The following is a 17,900-nucleotide window of genomic DNA, read 5'->3' on the forward strand; positions in this document are numbered from 1 at the left end:
GAAATCTCTTCACGGCGGTCCGGCAGATGGCTTCCGGCGGTTTTCGGCAAAAACGAACGGTGCCCGTGCATCCACTTGCTCCTTCTGCTGAAACCAAGGTATCAGGGGCGGCGGAAAGCCGAGGTCGGAGGAGCAGGATATGCGTCGAGTGGTGGTCACGGGGCTGGGGATGGTTTCCCCGCTTGCCTGCGGGGTAGAGGAAACCTGGAAGCGGCTCCTGGCCGGGCAGTCCGGTGCCGGGCCGATCACGCGTTTCGATGCCTCCAACGTGCTGACGAACTATGCCTGCGAAATCCCGCTGGGCGACGGCTCCAATGGCACTTTCAACCCCGACGACTGGATGGCGCCGAAAGACCGGCGCAAGGTCGATGATTTCATCCTCTACGGCATGGCTGCCGCCGAACAGGCGGTCAGGGATGCGGGCTGGATGCCCGAGGATGCCCAAAGCCGCGAGCGTACCGGCGTGATGATCGGCTCGGGCATCGGCGGGCTGTCGTCGATCGCCGAGACGGCGGTGCTGATCAAGGAGCGGGGCCCGCGGCGCGTGTCGCCCTTTTTCATTCCCGGCGCGCTGATCAATCTGATTTCCGGTCAGGTTTCGATCCGCTTCGGTTTCAAGGGGCCAAACCACGCCGTGGTGACGGCCTGTTCGACCGGCGCGCATGCCATCGGCGACGCGGCACGGCTGATCCAGTGGGATGATGCCGATGTGATGGTGGCCGGGGGCGCGGAAAGCCCGATTTCCGAGATCGGGATCGCCGGGTTCAACGCCTGCAAGGCGCTGTCGACCAAGCGCGGGGACGATCCGACCCGGGCCAGCCGCCCCTATGACGCCGATCGCGACGGCTTTGTGATGGGCGAAGGGGCCGGCGTTGTCGTGCTCGAGGAATATGAGCACGCCAAGGCGCGGGGCGCCCGGATCTACGCCGAGATTCTGGGCTATGGCCTGTCGGGCGATGCCTATCACATCACCGCCCCGAGCGAGGATGGCGAGGGCGGTGAGCGGTCGATGCGCGCGGCGCTGAAGCGCGCGGGGCTGGCGCCGGGGGATGTGGATTACATCAACGCCCATGGCACCTCGACCATGGCCGACACGATCGAACTGGGCGCGGTGGAACGGTTGATGGGCAATGCCGCGGCCAAGGCCACGATGTCGTCCACCAAATCCTCGATCGGGCATCTGCTGGGGGCCGCGGGCGCGGTCGAGGCGATATTCTCGATCCTGGCGATCCGCGATCAGGTGGCGCCGCCGACGATCAACCTGGACAATCCGGATGTCGAGCCGAAGCTGAACCTGGCCGCGCACGAGGCGCAGCCGCGCGAGATCAGTGTGGCGCTCAGCAATTCCTTCGGGTTCGGCGGCACCAACGCGTCGCTCGTGCTCGGCAAGGTCTGAACCATGTGGCGCAACCTGGCCTCGAACGCGCTGACGCTGTTCATCGCGCTGCTGCTTCTCGCCGGTGGTCTGGTGATCTGGGGCAAGGGGCAATACACCGGCCCCGGTCCGCTGGAAGAGGCGATCTGCCTGCGCGTCGAAAGCGGATCGAACATGCGCCGCGTGTCCGAGGATCTGGCGGCGCAGGGCGCGATTTCCAGCGCCGCGATCTTTCGCGCGGGTGCCGATTACTCCGACAAGGCCGATCAGCTGAAGGCCGGCAGCTTTCTGGTACAGCCGTATGCGCCGATGGCCGATATCGTGGATCAGATCACCCGTGGGGGCCGCTCCACCTGCGGCACCGAGGTGAATTTCCGCATCGGCATTCTGAGCGCCGAGATGCAGGTGCGCGAGCTGGACCCGGCCACCAACCGCTATGTCGAGATCGTGGCCTTCGACCCCGGCGAGGGTGAGGTTCCGGCGGAATATACCGAGATCACCGGCCAGCCCGATGTGCGCTATCGCGTGACCCTGGCCGAGGGTGTGACCAGCTGGCAGGTGGTCGAGGAGCTGAAACAGGCGGAGTTTCTGAGCGGAGAGGTGGCCGCGCTGCCGGCCGAGGGCGCTTTGGCGCCCGACAGCTATGAGGTTGCCCGCGGGCTGGAGCGTGCGGTGCTGATCGGCCGCATGGAAGAGAGCCAGGCACAGATACTGGCCGAGCTGTGGCAGGCGCGCGCCGAGGGGCTGCCGTTTGACACGCCGGAAGAAGCGATGGTTCTGGCCTCTATCGTCGAGAAAGAAACGGGCGTGCCCGAGGAGCGCCGGCAGGTGGCGAGTGTTTTCGTCAACCGCCTGGAGCGCGGGATCAGGCTGCAGACGGATCCGACGGTGATCTATGGGGTGACGAACGGGCAGGGCGCGCTGGGGCGCGGTTTGCGGCAGAGCGAGCTGCGTCGCGAGACGCCCTATAACACCTATGTCATCGACGGGCTGCCGCCCACGCCCATCGCCAACCCGGGCCGCGCGTCGATCGAGGCGGCGCTGAACCCCGATGCGACGGATTATCTTTATTTCGTGGCGGATGGCACCGGCGGGCATGCCTTTGCCGAAACGCTGGCCGAGCACAACGAGAATGTCGCGCGCTGGCGGGCGATCGAGGCGGAGCGGGCCAAGCAGTAGGGCGGCGCCGGCTGTTTTCGATTGCGGCCCTGCGGGCCATTGCCTTTACCGCGCACCCTGGCGGGTGCGCGGGTTTGCCTCCGGCGGGGATATTTCTTGGAAAGATGAAGGCCTGAGCCGGGCTTTTGGTGGTTTCCGTTCGTTAACTTATTGTTAACAATAAACTTCTTGACTTTCCGAACGCTCCGAAGTATACCTTTGGGCAAGCTGGAAGAAGTGGGCAAGCGGCACGGGGGCAACCCCGGCGCCGCTTTTTCATTTCGCTCGTGCGGAGCGGCATGAGAGGCAGGCGCAGATCATATGACTTTGATTACTCCAATCGGGGTGGACGCGGCTCAGGCGGTGCTTGAGGCGGCGGAGCAGCATTACGAGCGTACGGTACAGGCGCTCAACGAGATCATCGAGGATGTGACCGCGGGCCGTTCGGCCCGTGCGAAAGAGCTGAAGGGGGCGCTGAGCGATCTTGGCCGCGCCGCCCAGACGGCGTTTGACGAAAGGTCCAGAGTTGCGAAACGCATCAGATCAGAAGCGGGCGTTGCCCATGACTATGCCCTCGACTTCGCCAGCGCGCGAGATGAGATCGGGCGCAGACTGGCTTGCCTGCGCGACGCCGCCGGAACAGGATGCGTTCCTGAACGGGCTGAGTGAGGGGGCGTTGCTGGCGCTGCCCTATCTGTTCGAGTTCTGGGCGCTGCCGCATCAGCTGCCACCCGAAGGGGAATGGCGGACCTGGGTGATCCTGGGCGGGCGCGGCGCGGGCAAGACCCGCGCCGGGGCCGAATGGGTGCGCGCCGAGGTAGAGGGCTCGCGGCCGCTGGATATCGGCCGCTCGCGGCGGGTGGCGCTGGTGGGCGAAACCATCGAGCAGGTGCGCGAGGTGATGGTGTTCGGCGAGAGCGGCATCCTGGCCTGTTCGCCCCCCGACAGGCGGCCCAAATGGGAGGCCACACGCAAGCGGCTGGTCTGGCCCAACGGTGCCGTCGCGCAGGTGTTTTCGGCGCATGAGCCCGAAAGCCTGCGCGGCCCGCAATTCGACGCGGCCTGGGTGGACGAGCTTGCCAAGTGGAAGAGGGCCGAAGAGGCCTGGGACATGTTGCAGTTCGGGTTGCGGCTTGGCCCCGCGCCGCGTCAATGTGTGACGACGACGCCGAGGAACGTGCCGGTGCTGAAGACCATACTGGCCAACCCATCGACAGTGCGGACCCATGCGCCGACCGAGGCGAACCGCGCCTACCTGGCCGCGTCTTTCCTGGATGAGGTGCGCAGCCGCTATGCCGGGTCGCGGCTGGGCCGGCAGGAACTGGACGGGGTGTTGCTGGAGGATGCGGAGGGCGCACTCTGGAACTCGGCCGGGCTGGAGGCGACGCGGCTGGACAAGGCGCCGCCGCTGGACCGGATCGTGGTGGCGATCGATCCGCCGGTGACGGGCACGAACGCCTCGGACGAATGCGGCATTCTGGTGGTGGGCGCGCGGGTGCAGGGCACCCCGCAGGACTGGCGCGCGGTGGTCCTGGAAGATGCCAGCGTCGCCGCCGCATCGCCCACCACCTGGGCCGAGGCGGCGATTGCCGCGATGGAGCGCCACGGCGCGGAGCGGCTGGTGGCAGAGGTCAATCAGGGGGGCGATATGGTCGAAAGCGTGATCCGCCAGATCGACCCGCTGGTGCCGTTTCGGGCGGTCCGGGCCGCGAAGGGCAAGGTCGCGCGGGCGGAACCCGTCGCCGCGCTTTACGAGCAGGGACGGGTGGCGCATCTGCGCGGGCTTGGCGCGCTCGAGGATCAGATGTGCCGGATGACCGCCCAGGGCTATCAGGGCAAGGGGAGCCCGGACCGGGTGGATGCCCTTGTCTGGGCGCTGCATGAGCTGATGATCGAACCGGCGGCACGCTGGCGCAGACCACGGGTGCGCGGGCTTTAGCCTGCCGCTTCATCTTTCCCCAAATATCCCCGCCGGAGGCAAGAAAGTTTTCTGCCGAACCGCCCGTGGCGCAGCGCGCCCCGATGAGCGGCGGGAGTTTCGTGCTGCCCGATGGCGGCGAACCGGACGACTGAGGAGCTTCACATGGTATTCAACATGTTTCGGCGCGCAGAACCTGCGGCGCCTGAGAAAAAGGCGAGCGCCAGCGGCAAGGTGGTGGCCTGGCACGGGGCGGGCCGGGTGGCGTGGAGCCCGCGCGATACGGTGTCGCTGACCAAGGCGGGGTTTGCGGGCAATCCGGTGGGGTTCCGCTCGGTCAAGCTGATCGCCGAGGCGGCGGCGGCGCTGCCGCTGGTGCTGCAGGACCGCGAGCGGCGCTATGACGTGCATCCGGTGCTCGATCTGGTGCGGCGCCCGAATGCGGCGCAGGGCCGGGCGGAGCTGTTCGAGGCGCTGTTCGGGCAGTTGCTGCTGTCGGGTAACGGCTATCTGGAGGCGGTAGGCGGCGACAGTGGCGTGCCGCTGGAGCTGCATGTGCTGCGTTCGGACCGGATGAGCCTGATCCCCGGCGCGGATGGCTGGCCCGTCGCCTATGACTATGCGGTGGGCGGGCGCAAGCATCGGTTCGACATGACGGGCGCGCTTCCGCCGCTGTGCCACATCAAGAGCTTCCATCCGCAGGATGATCATTACGGCCTGTCGCCGATGCAGGCGGCGGCGACGGCGCTCGATGTGCATAACGCCGCCAGCCGCTGGTCCAAGGCGCTGCTGGACAATGCGGCGCGGCCCTCCGGCGCGATCATCTATCGCGGGGCCGACGGGCAGGCGAGCCTGACCGAAGAGCAATATGCGCGGCTTCAGGATGAAATGCTTTCCTATCATCAGGGCGCGGCGAATGCCGGGCGCCCGATGCTGCTGGAGGGCGGGCTGGACTGGAAGCCCATGGGATTCAGCCCTTCGGACATGGAGTTCCAGAAAACCAAGGAAGCCGCGGCGCGCGAGATCGCGGTGGCCTTCGGGGTGCCGCCGATGCTTCTGGGGATACCGGGCGACGCGACCTACGCGAATTATCAGGAGGCCAACCGCGCATTTTACCGGCTGACGGTGGTGCCTCTGGCCACGCGGGTGGCGGCGGCGGTTTCGGATTTCCTGGCGCGGTTCGCCGGCGAGGCGGTGGAGCTGCGGCCCGACCTGGATCAGGTGCCGGCGCTGGCCGCCGAGCGGGACGGGCAGTGGCGCCGGGTCAGCGAGGCGACGTTCCTGACCGATGCGGAAAAGCGCGCGCTGCTCGGGTTGCCGAAGCTGGCGGAGGAGGAATGAGCGCGGCGGCGGAGCGGAGCGGCTCGAAGTTTCTTTACGCTCCGTTCGAGGTCGCCAATGCCCGGATCGACGCGAACGAACGCGTGGCCGAGGAACGCTGGGCAGCGCTGGAATACCGGCTGGGCCGTATCGAGGCCAGCCAGGAGCGGGTCGAGAAGCGGCTGTGGCTGGCGGTATACGGCGTGGTCGCCGTGATTTTGGCGCAGGGCGTGACATCGCTTTTGACGGTGGCGCCGTGAAAGGGGAATTGCCGATGACGGAAAACGGGATGGGGCTGGAACACAAGTTCTGCCGGGCGGACAGCGTGCTGACGGTAACGGACGGCACGCGGATCGAGGGCTATGCCAGCCTGTTCGGGAAGGTTGATCAGGGCGGCGACGTGGTGCAGGCCGGGGCCTATGCCCGCTCACTCAAGGCGCTGGAGGCGGCGGGGCGGCGGGTGAAGATGCTGTGGCAGCACGACCCGGCGCAGCCGATCGGCATCTGGGACGAGCTGCGCGAGGATGCGCAGGGTCTCTATGTCAGGGGGCGTTTGCTGAGCGATGTGGCCAAGGGCCGCGAGGCGGCGGCGCTGATCGAGGCGGGGGCGATTGACGGGTTGTCGATCGGATACCGCACCAAGCGGGCCGAAAAGGATGCGGGCGGGCGGCGCCTGCTGGCGGAGGTGGAGCTTTGGGAAGTGTCGCTTGTGACTTTTCCGATGCTTCCCGATGCGCGGGTGGGCGCCAAGGCGGATGATCCCGCCGAGACGCTGCTGCGCGAAATGGCGGAGGCCTTCAACGGCGCCCGCCATGTGCTGACCGGCGATCGAGCCCGGTCCGAGACCAATCTCAGACAGGATTGAGACATGACCAAGACCGAGACCAAGTCGGGGGGGGCTGCGGCGCCCGTGGCCGAGGTGAAATCTGCACTGACCGGCTTCCTGAGTGATTTCAGGGACTTTCAGGCCGATGTGAAATTCAAGCTTCAACAACAGGAAGAGCGACTGACCATGCTGGATCGGAAATCCCTTATCACCGGGCGCCCCGCCCTTGCCACCAGCGCCGAGACCGGCGCGCCGCACAAGAAGGCCTTTGCCGCCTATCTGCGGTCGGGCGATGATGACGCGCTGCGCGGGCTGGAGGTGGAGGGCAAGGCGATGTCCACCGCCGTTGCCGGCGACGGCGGCTTTCTGGTGGACCCCGAGACCGCTGCGGCGATCAAGGGCGTGCTGAATTCCACCGCCTCGATCCGCTCCATCGCGCAGGTGGTGCAGGTGGAGGCCACGTCGTTTGACGTGCTGGTGGACCACACCGACATCGGGTCGGGCTGGGCCACGGAGACCGCGACGCAGTCCGAGACGAGCACGCCGCAGATCGACCGTGTGTCGATCCCGCTGCACGAGCTTTCGGCCATGCCCAAGGTCAGCCAGCGCCTGCTGGACGACAGCGCCTTCGACATCGAGGTCTGGCTGGCCGGGCGCATCGCCGACAAGTTCGCCCGCGCCGAGGCGGCGGCCTTTGTCAGCGGCGACGGCGTGGACAAGCCGAAGGGCATCCTGACCCATGCGACCGTGGATGACACGCTGTGGAGCTGGGGCAACCTTGGCTACATTCCCACCGGCACGGATGGCGATTTCGATGCGGTTTCGCCGTCGGATGCGATTCTCGATCTGGTCTATGCGCTGGGGGCGGAATACCGCGCCGGTGCGAGCTTTGTCATGAATTCCAAGACCACGGGCGTGGTGCGCAAGATGAAGGATGCCGATGGCCGCTTCCTGTGGTCGGACGGTCTGGCCGCCGGGGAACCGGCGCGACTGCTGGGCTATCCGGTGCTGGTGGCCGAGGATATGCCGGACATCGCGCCGGGCGCCTTTGCCATCGCCTTCGGCAATTTCCAGGCGGGCTACACCATTCCCGAGCGCAACGACCTGCGCGTGCTGCGCGATCCGTTCTCGGCCAAGCCGCATGTGCTGTTCTATGCCACCAAGCGGGTGGGTGGTGATGTCAGCGACTTTGCGGCGATCAAACTTCTGAAATTCGCGGTGTCGTAAGGCGCCGCGAACGGGCCACCCCTGCGGTTGCGGGGGTGGTTCAGGCGCGCGCCGGGGTTTTTTCGCGTTGTCCAGCTGCTCCCTCCGTCCGAGCAATGCGGGCGGCGCGCGCCATTTTCCTGATGTCCGGGGGACGATTTGGAGGTTTCCACATGATGTTGATCGAGCAGACCACAGTGCCCGCCGCGGCACTGCCGGTGAGCCAGTTCAGGGACCATTTGCGGCTGGGCACCGGGTTTGCCGACGACGGGTCGGCCGATGTGTTGCTGGAGGCGTTGCTGCGGGCTGCGATGGCGGCGGTGGAGGGGCGCACCGGAAAGGTGCTGTTGTCACGGGCCTTTGCCTGGACGCTGACCGCTTGGCGCGATACCGGCCGGCAGGCGCTGCCGGTGGCGCCGGTGGCGGTGATTTCGCAGGTCGGCATTTTCGACCGGCAGGATGCGATGATCGTGGCGGACCCGGCGAGCTATCGGCTGGAGAAGGACACGCACCGGCCGCGTATCGCCGCCGATGGTGCGTGCCTGCCGGTGATCCCGCTGGGCGGGCGCGTCGAGGTGCTGTTCGACGCCGGGTTCGGCGCGACATGGGATCTGGTGCCCGAGGATCTGGCGCAGGCGGTGATGCTGTTGGCCGCGCATTACTACGAGCATCGCTCGGAGGCGGCGTTTGGCGAGGGCGGGATGCCGTTCGGCGTGCTGGCCCTGCTGGAGCGTTGGCGCACGGTGCGGATACTGGGCGGGGGCGCCGCATGAAGGGGCTGCCGCAACTGAACCGGCGGCTGGTTCTGGAAGAGCCGCAGCGCGTGGGCGACGGCTCGGGGGGCTTTGCCGAAAGCTGGGTGGCGCTTGGCACGCTCTGGGCCGAGGTCCGGCCCGGGTCGGGGCGCGAGCGGGCGGGAGAGTTCGCCACGCTGTCGCGCGTGCCGTATCGCATCACGGTGCGCGGCGCGCCCGAGGGGGCAGCGTCGCGCCCGCGGCCGGAGCAGCGGTTTCGCGAAGGCGCACGGCTGTTTCGAATTCTTGCGGTGGCCGAGCGGGACGCCGCCGCGCAGTACCTGATCTGTTTCGCCGAAGAGGAGGTGGGCGCGTGAGCTATGGCGTTTCGGCCGCTTTGCAGGCGGCGGTGTATCAGCATCTATTGGCCGACACGGCCCTTGGCGCGCTGGTGGGCGGGGCGATCTATGACGCGGTGCCGCCGGGTGCGCTGCCCGTGACCTATGTCAGCCTCGGCCAGGAGGACGTGCGCGACCGGTCGGACAAGACCGGCAAGGGTGCGCTTCATATTTTCACCATCAGCGTGGTGAGCAGCGTCGCCGGGTTCGCCGGCGCCAAGGCGGTGGCCGCGGCGCTGTCGGATGCGCTGATCGACGCGCCGCTGACGCTGTCGCGCGGCGTGCTGGTGAGCCTGACGTTCGATCGGGCGCGGGCCCGGCGGGCCGGGGATGGCGACATGCGCCGCATCGACCTGACCTTCCGCGCCCGCGTGGATGACCAATAACCTTTTTTCGGAGTGACCATGATGACGGCCCAAAATGGCAAGGATCTTCTGATCAAGCTCGATCTGACCGGCGGTGGCAGTTTCACTACCATCGCGGGGCTGCGCGCCACGCGGATCAGTTTCAACGCCGAGCAGGTGGATGTGACCAGCCTGGAAAGCCAGGGCGGCTGGCGCGAGCTGCTGGGCGGCGCGGGGGTGAAATCGGCGGCGATTTCGGGGTCCGGCGTGTTCCGGGACGATGCGACGGATGAACGTGCGCGACAGATTTTCTTTGACGGCACGACCCCCGATTTTCAGGTGGTGGTCCCCGATTTCGGGATTGTCGAAGGGGCATTCCAGATCACCGCGATCGAATATGCCGGCAGCCACAACGGCGAGGCGACGTTCGAGCTTTCGCTGGCCTCGGCCGGCGCGCTGAGCTTCACGGCGATTTGATGGCGAACCCTTATGCGGGCGAGGTGGCGCTGGTGCTGGGTGGCCGCCGCCATGTGCTGAAACTGACGCTGGGGGCCCTGGCCGAACTGGAGGCGGCGCTGGAGGCCGAGACGCTGGTGGCACTGATCGAGCGGTTCGAGGGCGGGCGGTTCGCCACCCGCGATGTGCTGGCGCTGTTGCTGGCGGGGTTGCGCGGCGGCGGCTGGTCCGGAACGGCGGAGGATCTGGCTGGGGCGGAGGTCGGTGGCGGCCCTGTCGAGGCGGCGCGGGTGGCGGCGCTGCTGCTGGCGCGCGCCTTTACCGTGCCGGGGGCCGGCGATGGCGCGGTTTGACTGGCCGGGGCTGATGCGCGCGGGGCTGACGGGGCTGCGGTTGCGGCCTTCGGAGTTCTGGGCGCTGACGCCTGCCGAGCTGTTGCTGATGCTGGGGCATGGCAGCGGCACCGCCCCGATGGGGCGCGCGCGGCTGGACGAGCTGGCGCGCGCCTTTCCCGATAGTGAAAGAGAGGTCTGAGCGATGGCGGAACTGGATGGGCTCGAGGGGTTCGACGATCAGGTGTCGGGCCTTGGCGAAAGCCTGGGCAATGCCCGAGAGGTCGCGGCGGCCTTCGATGCAGAACTGGTGCGGATGCGCGAAAGCGTGACGCTGACCAACCGCGAGGTGGGCTCGCTCTCGCGGTCGATCGGGCGGGGGCTGCGCTCGGCCTTCGACGGGCTGGTGTTTGACGGGGACAAGCTGTCGGATGCGTTGAACCAGGTCAGCCGGTCGATCCTGAACACGGCCTATTCGGCGGCGGTGACCCCGGTGCAGAACCATGTGGGCGGGCTGATCGCGGGCGGGATCGAGGGGCTGGTGGCCGCTGCGGTGCCGTTTGCCAGGGGCGCGGGATTCACGCAGGGCCGGGTGATGCCCTTTGCCAATGGCGGCGTGGTATCGGGGCCCACGACCTTTCCGATGCGCGGTGGCACCGGCCTGATGGGCGAGGCGGGGCCGGAGGCGATCATGCCGCTGACGCGCGGCGCCGACGGCCGGCTGGGCGTGCGTGCCGATGGCGGCGGGCGGGCGGTGAACATCACGATGAATATCAGCACGCCGGATGTGCAGGGCTTTCAGCGCAGCCAGAGCCAGATCGCGGCCGAGTTGAGCCGCGCGCTGAGCCGCGGCCAGCGCAACAGCTGAGGAGGGGACATGAATTTCCACGAGGTACGGTTTCCCGCCAATCTGAGCTTCGGCTCGGTCGGCGGGCCCGAGCGGCGCACCGAAATCGTGACGCTGGCCAACGGGTTCGAAGAGCGCAACACACCATGGGAGCATGCGCGCCGGCGCTATGACGCGGGGGTGGGCATGCGCTCTTTGGATGATGTAGAGGTGTTGATCGCGTTTTTCGAGGCGCGGCGGGGGCAGCTTTTCGGCTTTCGCTGGAAGGACTGGTCGGATTTCAAATCCTGCTTGCCGCTGTCGGAGGCCGCGTTTGACGATCAGTTGATTGCCCATGGTGATGGCGCCACCAGGGTGTTTCAGCTGACCAAGACCTATGCCTCGGGGCAGGCGACCTATACCCGCCCGATCACCAAGCCGGTGCGGGGCACGGTGCGCGTCGGCGTCGACGGCGACCCGCTGGTGGAAAGTGTGCATTTCGAGGTGGACACGGCGACGGGTCTTGTGACCCTGACCGATGCGCCGGATATCGGGGCGGAGGTCACGGCGGGGTTTGAATTCGATGTGCCTGTGCGGTTTGACACCGATATCATCCAGACTTCGGTGGCCAGTTTTCGCGCGGGCGATGTGCCTCGCGTTCCGATTGTAGAGGTGCGGGTCTGATGCCGGTGTCGGACGCCATGCAGGCGCATCTGGACAGCGGCGCCACGACCCTGTGCCGCTGTTGGGCGATCACGCGCGCCGACGGGGTGGTGATGGGGTTTACCGATCATGACGCCGGGCTGAGTTTCGACGGGGTCGATTTCCACGCCCAGACCGGCATGACCGCGCGGGCACTGAGCCAGACGACGGGCCTGTCGGTCGACAATTCCGAGGCGGTGGGCGCGCTGACCGCCGCCGCCGTGACCGAGGCCGATATTCTGGCCGGGCGGTTTGATGGCGCGTCGATCCGCGCGTGGCTGGTGAATTGGGCGGCGCCGGCCGACCGCGTGATGCTGTTTTCCGGCGCGCTGGGAGAGATCACCCGCAAGGGCGGTGCCTTTCAGGCCGAGCTGCGCGGGTTGACCGAGCTTTTGAACCAGCCGCAGGGGCAGATGTACCAAAGGCCCTGTTCCGCCGTTCTGGGCGATGCGCGGTGCCGCTTCGATCTGGGCCAGCCGGGCTATTCGGTTGAGCTGCCGGTGGAGGAGGTTGCCGAGGCGCGGGTGTTCCGGTTCGCGGCGGTCAACGGCTTCGAGCCGCGCTGGTTCGAGGCCGGACGGTTGAAGGTGCTGGATGGCGCGGCGGCGGGGCTGATCGGTGTGATCAAGAACGACCGGTATGAGAATGGCACCCGTACCGTCGAGCTGTGGGAGGGTCTGCGCGCCGCCGTGGCGCCGGGTGACACGTTGCGGCTGGAGGCGGGGTGCGATCGACGGGCGGAGACCTGCAAGGTGAAATTCAGCAATTTCATAAACTTCCGCGGCTTTCCGCATATTCCGGGAGAGGACTGGGTGCTGAGTTATCCGGTGCGCGGGCGGCTGAACGATGGCGGGAGCCTGTCGGGATGAGCGGGATCGGTGGAGAGGCCGCCGCCGAGGCGCGGCGCTGGGTCGGCACGCCGTATCGGCATCAGGCATCGGTGCGCGGGGCCGGGGCGGATTGCCTGGGCCTGCTGCGCGGTGTCTGGCGGGCGCTGTACGGGCACGAACCCGAGTTGATACCCGCCTATACGCCCGACTGGGGCGAGGCCGGGGCCGACGAACGGCTGTGGCGTGCGTTGGCGCGGCACATGCCGGGCAAGCCGCTTGAACAGGCGGCGCCGGGTGATGTGATCTTGTTTCGAATGCGCGCGCGTGCGGTGGCCAAACATGTGGCACTGCAGGCGGGCGTTGGCGCGGATGCGAGCTTTGTTCATGCATACAGCGGGCACGGGGTTGTCGAAAGCCCGCAGTCGGGCCCCTGGACCCGCCGTATCGTGGCGCGTTTTGAATTTCCAGGCAGGAGAACCTGATGGCGACGATCATTCTGTCGGCGGCCGGTGCGGCCGTCGGATCTGCAATCGGTGGCTCGGTCCTTGGCCTGTCGGGGGTCGTGATCGGGCGGGCCGTCGGCGCGACGCTGGGCAATGTCATCGACCAGAAGCTTCTGGGCAGCGGTTCGGCGGTGGTGGAGGCCGGCAAGGTTGACCGGTTTCGCATCACCGGCGCCAGCGAGGGCGCGCCCGTCAAGCGCAGCTTCGGGCGCAACCGTCTGTCGGGGCAGGTGATCTGGTCGTCGCGGTTCCGCGAGCGCACGGCGACGTCCGGCGGCAGCAAGGGCGCGCCCGAGGTGACCGAGTTTTCCTATTCGGTCAGCCTGGCCATCGCGATCTGTGAGGGCGAAATCTCGCGCCTGGGTCGGATCTGGGCGGATGGGGTGGAGATTGCCCGCGACGATGTGAACATGCGCGTTTACACCGGCAGCGAGAGCCAGCTTGCCGATCCGAAGATGGAAGCGGTGGAGGGGGCCGGCGCGGTGCCGGCCTATCGCGGGCTGGCCTATGTGGTGTTCGAGGATCTCGCGCTGCAGCCCTATGGCAACCGGGTGCCACAGTTTTCGTTCGAAGTGGTGCGCCCGGTCGACAGTGACGATCCGGCCGCGAAGAATCTGGCACAGCTGGTTTCCGGCGTCGCGCTGATCCCCGGTACGGGCGAATATGCGCTGGCGACCACACCGGTGCATTACGGCGGCGGGCTTGGGGCCGGCGGTTCGGCCAATGTGAACAGCCCGTCGGGCAAGGCCGATTTTTCCACTTCGCTGGAGATGTTGACCGAAGAACTGCCTGGCTGCGGCTCCACGATGCTGGTGGTGAGCTGGTTCGGCGACGATCTGCGCTGCGGTGCGTGCACTCTGCGCCCGAAGGTGGAGCAGACCCAGACGGAGGGTGCGAATATGCCGTGGCAGGTGTCTTCGACCCTGCGCGCACAGGCGCAGGCGGTGCCGCAACAGGACGGGCGCGCGGTTTACGGCGGCACGCCGACGGACCAATCGGTATACGAGGCGATCGCGGCGCTGAAGGCAGCGGGCAAGGATGTGGTGTTTTACCCCTTCATCCTGATGGATCAGCTGACCGGGAACAGCCTGACCGACCCCTGGACCGGTGCGCAGGGTCAGCCCGTACTGCCCTGGCGTGGGCGGATCACCACATCGCTTGCGCCCGGCGTGGCGGGAACGCCCGATCAAAGCGCGGCGGCCGAAGCGGAGGTCGCGGCGTTTTTCGGAACGGCGGTACCGGGCGATTTCACGGCGCTGCCCGGCACCACCGTGGCCTATGGCGGGCCGGCCGAATGGTCTTATCGCAGATTCATTTTGCATTATGCGCATCTCTGCGCGGCGGCCGGGGGTGTTTCGGCCTTTTGCATCGGCTCAGAGATGCGCGGGCTGACCCAGATCCGCGGTGCGAACGGCTCGTTTCCCGCCGTGGAGGCGCTTGTGGCGCTGACCGCCGATGTGCGCGCGATCCTTGGGCCGAATGTGAAGATCACCTATGCCGCCGACTGGTCGGAATATTTCGGTTATCATCCGCAGGACGGATCGGGCGATGTGTATTTCCACCTCGATCCGCTTTGGGCCGCGCCGGAGATCGATGTCATTGGCATCGACAATTACATGCCGCTTTCCGACTGGCGTGACGGCGTGGACCATGCCGATGCGCATTGGGGCTCGATCTATGCGCTGGAGTATCTTCAGTCGAATATCGAGGGGGGCGAGGGGTATAGCTGGCACTATGCCTCGGATCAGGCGGCGGCGGTGCAGAACCGCAGCCCGATCACCGACGGGGCACATGGCGAAGACTGGGTGTTCCGGTTCAAGGACATTCGCAACTGGTGGCTGAACCCGCATCACGACAGGATCGGCGGGGTGCGGCAGGCCACGCCGACGGCCTGGGTGCCGCAATCCAAGCCGGTGTGGTTCACCGAATATGGTTGCGCGGCGGTCGACAAGGGTACCAATCAGCCGAACCGGTTCGTCGATCCGAAATCCTCGGAATCGGGCTTGCCGAACTATTCCACCGGGGTTCGGGACGAGATGATCCAGCAGCAGTATCTGCGGGCGGTCGGCGACTATTGGGGCGATGCCGCGCGCAACCCGGTTTCGGAGATCTACGGCGGGCCGATGATCGACATGTCGTATGCCCATGTCTGGGCCTGGGATGCGCGACCGTTTCCGCAGTTTCCGGGCAACAGAGCCCTTTGGAGCGATGGCGGGAATTATGCGCGGGGGCATTGGCTGAACGGGCGGGCGTCGTCTCAGGCGCTGGCGGCGGTGGTGCGCGAGATTTGCGGGCGCTCGGGCGTGGGGGCGGTGGATACCTCCGGGCTTTATGGCGTGGTGCGCGGGTATTCGCTGGACGAGATCAACGGGGCGCGGGCGGAGTTGCAGCCGCTGATGCTGGCCTATGGCTTTGACGCGGTGGAGCGCGAGGGCACGCTGACCTTCCGCAATCGGACCGGGCGCGTTCAGGCCGGCATCGCGCGGGAAACGCTGGCCGTGTCCGATGGGCGCGGCGGCGATTTCGAGGCCATCCGCGCGCCCGAGGCCGAGACTGCCGGGCGTGTGCGGCTGACCTTCGTGGAGGCGGATGCGGACTATGAGACCCGCTCGGCCGAGGCGATTTTCCCCGATGATGCCAGCATGGGCGTTTCGGTTTCGGGCTTGCCGCTGGTCCTGACCCAGGCCGAGGGGCGGGTGATCACCGAGCGGTGGCTGGCGGAATCACGCGTAGCGCGCGACAGGGCGCGGTTTGCGCTGCCGCCCTCGCGGTTGCCTCTGGGCGCGGGCGATGTGATCGGGATCGAGACCGGGGCCGGGGAGGCGCTGTACCGGATCGACCGGCTGGAGATGGCAGAGGCGCGGGTGATCGAGGCGGTTCGGGTGGAGCCGGATGTGTACACGCCATCCGACGCGGCGGAAGAGCGGGTGAGCCTGACGCCATTCGTGGCGCCGGTGCCGGTGTTTCCGCAGTTTCTGGACCTGCCGCTGCTGACCGGAGACGAGGTGGCGCATGCGCCGCACCTCGCAGTGACGGCGACGCCGTGGCCGGGCTCCGTGGCCGTGTACGGGGCGGCGCAGGATGACGGCTATGTGCTGAATATCAGCGTCAGCCAGCCGTCGGTGATCGGCGCGACCGAGACGGCGCTCTACGCGGCCGAGCCTGCGCGATGGGACAGAGGCCCGGCGCTTCGGGTTCGGGTTTATGGCGGCAGCTTGGCATCGGCGACCCCGGCGGAGGTTCTGAACGGGGCGAATGCGGCGGCGATCGGCGACGGATCATCGGGGAACTGGGAGGTGTTCCAGTTTGCCGAGGCCCTGCTTGTCGGGCCCGATACCTATGAGTTGCGGATGCGGCTGCGCGGGCAGGCGGGCAGCGACGGGCTGATGCCCGATGTGTGGCCCGTGGGCAGCCTGTTTGTGGCGCTGAACGGCGCGCCGCAGCAGATCGACCTTGCCCAGAACGCGCGCGCTCTGGCGCGGCACTACCGGATCGGGCCGGCGGGGCGGGCCCATGACGATCCATCCTACAGCCACGCGGTCGAGGCGTTCGACGGGGTCGGGCTGCGGCCCTATGCGCCATGCCACCTTCGGGCCAGGCGGACCGGTGCCGGAGACCTGGACCTGTCGTGGATACGCCGCACGAGGATCGACGGTGACAGCTGGATTTCGCCCGATGTGCCGCTGGGCGAGGCGCAGGAGCAATATCTGATCCGGGTGCGCGACAGCGGCGAGGCTGTTTTGCGGGAAGTGGCGGTTGCCGCCCCGAACTGGAGCTATGGCGCGGCGCAGCAGGCGGGCGACGGTGTGGCCGCGCCCTATTTCATCGATGTGGCGCAGGTTTCCGAACGTTTCGGCGCAGGGCTTTTCAAGAGGATCATAATCAATGGATGAGACGACGCAGATGCAGCTGCCGCTGGTTCAGGCGGCCCAGGCGCAGAAACATGTGACGGTGAACGAGGCGCTGATGCGGCTGGACGGTCTGGTGCAGCTTCGGTTGCAGAGCCTTGACCAGACGGTGCCGCCCGTGACGGCGGCCGAGGGGGATTGCCACGCCGTTGCCGCCAATGCGGTGAACGAATGGGCGGGGCACGATGGCGAGGTTGCGATTTTTGCCGGCGGTGGCTGGGTGTTTGCGATGCCGCGGGCGGGGTGGCGCGGCTGGGACATCGTCGGTGGTGCGGAGCTTGTGTTCGACGGGGCGGCTTGGGTTGGCGGCGTCGCCGCGATCTCGGCCAGCGGAGCGGCGATGCGGTTTCATGTGCTGGAGTTCGATCACGTGATTTCGGCGGGCGTCAGCAATACGACGGTGGAGCTGATCCCGTCGCATGCCATGGTGTTCGGGGTGACGGCGCGTGTGGTGTCGGACATCACCGGCACGCTCGCAAGCTGGCGGCTGGGCGCGGGCGGGGCGGACAACCGGTTTGGCAGCGGCCTGGGGTTGGGACAGGGGTCCTACGCTCAGGGAGTTCTGGGCGCGCCGCTGACCGGCTATGCGCCGCAGCCGCTGGAACTGACGGCGGAGGGTGGCGATTTCGCGGGGGGCACCGTGCGGCTGGCGGTGCATTATTGCGAGCTGACCCTGCCGAGCTGATGCGGCCGGTGCTGCATGGTGATGTGGTTGCGGCCGCGCGGGCGCTGTTGCCGCTGCCTGATTGCGCCCGCGCCGCCGCCCTGCGCGGGATGCTGGCCAGGGCGGCCGCGGCGGATGCCTATCGCAAACGGTTCGGCCGGGCGCATCGGGCGTGGGGCAATGGCTCACTGATGGCGGTGGCGCTGCCGCGTGTGCGGGGGGCGGAACCGTTTCTGGATGACGCGGAGTATTGCCGCTGTCTGGCGCTGGTGTTTGAGACGCTGGCCGCATGGCGGGCGGAGAACCGGGGGCGTGCGGCGTTGCGCGTCCGCGCCCGGCGCTGATCACAATTCCGCGCAAGGGAATGTTGAAATTGTCCCCGCCCCCCTATCTGTTGTAG

21 protein-coding genes are annotated in these 17,900 nt (G+C 67.4%); all 21 read left to right on the forward strand.

Annotation, left to right across the window (positions count from 1 at the left end; all coding sequences use genetic code 11):
* Window positions 1-139: 139 nt before the first annotated feature.
* The 21 genes from fabF (at window position 140) to TQ29_RS08180 (ending at window position 17,844) form a co-directional block, all read left to right on the forward strand.
* Window positions 140-1,396 carry a beta-ketoacyl-ACP synthase II gene (fabF, locus tag TQ29_RS08080; RefSeq protein ID WP_054538735.1) on the forward strand — a complete coding sequence of 419 codons (1,257 nt, stop codon included), beginning with the start codon at window positions 140-142 and terminating at the stop codon, window positions 1,394-1,396.
* A gap of 3 nt (window positions 1,397-1,399) precedes the next feature.
* Window positions 1,400-2,554: an endolytic transglycosylase MltG gene (gene mltG, locus TQ29_RS08085; protein WP_054538736.1), complete on the forward strand. Its 1,155-nt coding sequence runs from the start codon at window positions 1,400-1,402 to the stop codon at window positions 2,552-2,554.
* Between the two features lie 300 nt (window positions 2,555-2,854).
* The gene (locus tag TQ29_RS08090) at window positions 2,855-3,202 is read left to right on the forward strand and encodes a hypothetical protein (protein ID WP_037205298.1); all 348 of its coding nucleotides are present in this window, start codon (window positions 2,855-2,857) and stop codon (window positions 3,200-3,202) included.
* Complete coding sequence (locus tag TQ29_RS08095; RefSeq protein ID WP_054538737.1) at window positions 3,129-4,472, forward strand: DNA-packaging protein; 1,344 nt, start codon at window positions 3,129-3,131, stop codon at window positions 4,470-4,472. Before TQ29_RS08090 ends, TQ29_RS08095 begins: the two co-directional genes overlap by 74 nt.
* A 144-nt stretch (window positions 4,473-4,616) precedes the next feature.
* The gene (locus TQ29_RS08100) at window positions 4,617-5,792 is read left to right on the forward strand and encodes a phage portal protein (RefSeq protein WP_054538738.1); all 1,176 of its coding nucleotides are present in this window, start codon (window positions 4,617-4,619) and stop codon (window positions 5,790-5,792) included.
* Window positions 5,789-6,031, forward strand: a complete 243-nt coding sequence (locus TQ29_RS08105; RefSeq protein WP_037205302.1) for a hypothetical protein — start codon at window positions 5,789-5,791, stop codon at window positions 6,029-6,031. The genes TQ29_RS08100 and TQ29_RS08105 overlap by 4 nt, the downstream gene beginning before the upstream one ends.
* 29 nt (window positions 6,032-6,060) lie before the next feature.
* Window positions 6,061-6,636 carry an HK97 family phage prohead protease gene (locus TQ29_RS08110; RefSeq protein WP_054540375.1) on the forward strand — a complete coding sequence of 192 codons (576 nt, stop codon included), beginning with the start codon at window positions 6,061-6,063 and terminating at the stop codon, window positions 6,634-6,636.
* Between the two features lie 3 nt (window positions 6,637-6,639).
* Window positions 6,640-7,824 carry a phage major capsid protein gene (locus TQ29_RS08115; RefSeq protein WP_054538739.1) on the forward strand — a complete coding sequence of 395 codons (1,185 nt, stop codon included), beginning with the start codon at window positions 6,640-6,642 and terminating at the stop codon, window positions 7,822-7,824.
* Between the two features lie 152 nt (window positions 7,825-7,976).
* Entirely contained in the window at window positions 7,977-8,576 is a 600-nt protein-coding gene (locus tag TQ29_RS08120; protein ID WP_054538740.1) for a head-tail connector protein, read from the forward strand.
* The gene (locus tag TQ29_RS08125) at window positions 8,573-8,914 is read left to right on the forward strand and encodes a head-tail adaptor protein (RefSeq protein ID WP_037205310.1); all 342 of its coding nucleotides are present in this window, start codon (window positions 8,573-8,575) and stop codon (window positions 8,912-8,914) included. The genes TQ29_RS08120 and TQ29_RS08125 overlap by 4 nt, the downstream gene beginning before the upstream one ends.
* Window positions 8,911-9,321, forward strand: a complete 411-nt coding sequence (locus tag TQ29_RS08130; protein ID WP_037205312.1) for a DUF3168 domain-containing protein — start codon at window positions 8,911-8,913, stop codon at window positions 9,319-9,321. The genes TQ29_RS08125 and TQ29_RS08130 overlap by 4 nt, the downstream gene beginning before the upstream one ends.
* A 21-nt stretch (window positions 9,322-9,342) precedes the next feature.
* Window positions 9,343-9,756 carry a phage major tail protein, TP901-1 family gene (locus TQ29_RS08135; RefSeq protein ID WP_037205485.1) on the forward strand — a complete coding sequence of 138 codons (414 nt, stop codon included), beginning with the start codon at window positions 9,343-9,345 and terminating at the stop codon, window positions 9,754-9,756.
* On the forward strand, window positions 9,756-10,088 hold the full coding sequence (locus tag TQ29_RS08140; protein ID WP_037205315.1) for a GTA-gp10 family protein: 333 nt from the start codon (window positions 9,756-9,758) through the stop codon (window positions 10,086-10,088). The genes TQ29_RS08135 and TQ29_RS08140 overlap by 1 nt, the downstream gene beginning before the upstream one ends.
* Window positions 10,075-10,269 (forward strand): rcc01693 family protein, encoded by a 195-nt coding sequence (locus TQ29_RS08145; protein WP_037205317.1) that lies wholly within the window; start codon window positions 10,075-10,077, stop codon window positions 10,267-10,269. Before TQ29_RS08140 ends, TQ29_RS08145 begins: the two co-directional genes overlap by 14 nt.
* Window positions 10,270-10,272: 3 nt before the next feature.
* Entirely contained in the window at window positions 10,273-10,935 is a 663-nt protein-coding gene (locus TQ29_RS08150; RefSeq protein ID WP_037205320.1) for a phage tail tape measure protein, read from the forward strand.
* Between the two features lie 9 nt (window positions 10,936-10,944).
* Entirely contained in the window at window positions 10,945-11,577 is a 633-nt protein-coding gene (locus TQ29_RS08155; RefSeq protein ID WP_054538741.1) for a DUF2460 domain-containing protein, read from the forward strand.
* Complete coding sequence (locus TQ29_RS08160) at window positions 11,577-12,464, forward strand: DUF2163 domain-containing protein (protein WP_054538742.1); 888 nt, start codon at window positions 11,577-11,579, stop codon at window positions 12,462-12,464. Before TQ29_RS08155 ends, TQ29_RS08160 begins: the two co-directional genes overlap by 1 nt.
* Window positions 12,461-12,907: an NlpC/P60 family protein gene (locus tag TQ29_RS08165; protein ID WP_054538743.1), complete on the forward strand. Its 447-nt coding sequence runs from the start codon at window positions 12,461-12,463 to the stop codon at window positions 12,905-12,907. The genes TQ29_RS08160 and TQ29_RS08165 overlap by 4 nt, the downstream gene beginning before the upstream one ends.
* Window positions 12,907-16,821 (forward strand): glycoside hydrolase/phage tail family protein, encoded by a 3,915-nt coding sequence (locus TQ29_RS08170; RefSeq protein WP_054538744.1) that lies wholly within the window; start codon window positions 12,907-12,909, stop codon window positions 16,819-16,821. Before TQ29_RS08165 ends, TQ29_RS08170 begins: the two co-directional genes overlap by 1 nt.
* Window positions 16,814-17,521 carry a DUF2793 domain-containing protein gene (locus TQ29_RS08175; RefSeq protein WP_054538745.1) on the forward strand — a complete coding sequence of 236 codons (708 nt, stop codon included), beginning with the start codon at window positions 16,814-16,816 and terminating at the stop codon, window positions 17,519-17,521. Before TQ29_RS08170 ends, TQ29_RS08175 begins: the two co-directional genes overlap by 8 nt.
* The gene (locus tag TQ29_RS08180) at window positions 17,497-17,844 is read left to right on the forward strand and encodes a hypothetical protein (RefSeq protein WP_235974470.1); all 348 of its coding nucleotides are present in this window, start codon (window positions 17,497-17,499) and stop codon (window positions 17,842-17,844) included. The genes TQ29_RS08175 and TQ29_RS08180 overlap by 25 nt, the downstream gene beginning before the upstream one ends.
* The last annotated feature ends 56 nt before the right edge of the window (window positions 17,845-17,900 follow it).

Source organism: Actibacterium sp. EMB200-NS6 (assembly GCF_001305615.1).
Lineage (GTDB): Bacteria > Pseudomonadota > Alphaproteobacteria > Rhodobacterales > Rhodobacteraceae > Actibacterium_A > Actibacterium_A naphthalenivorans.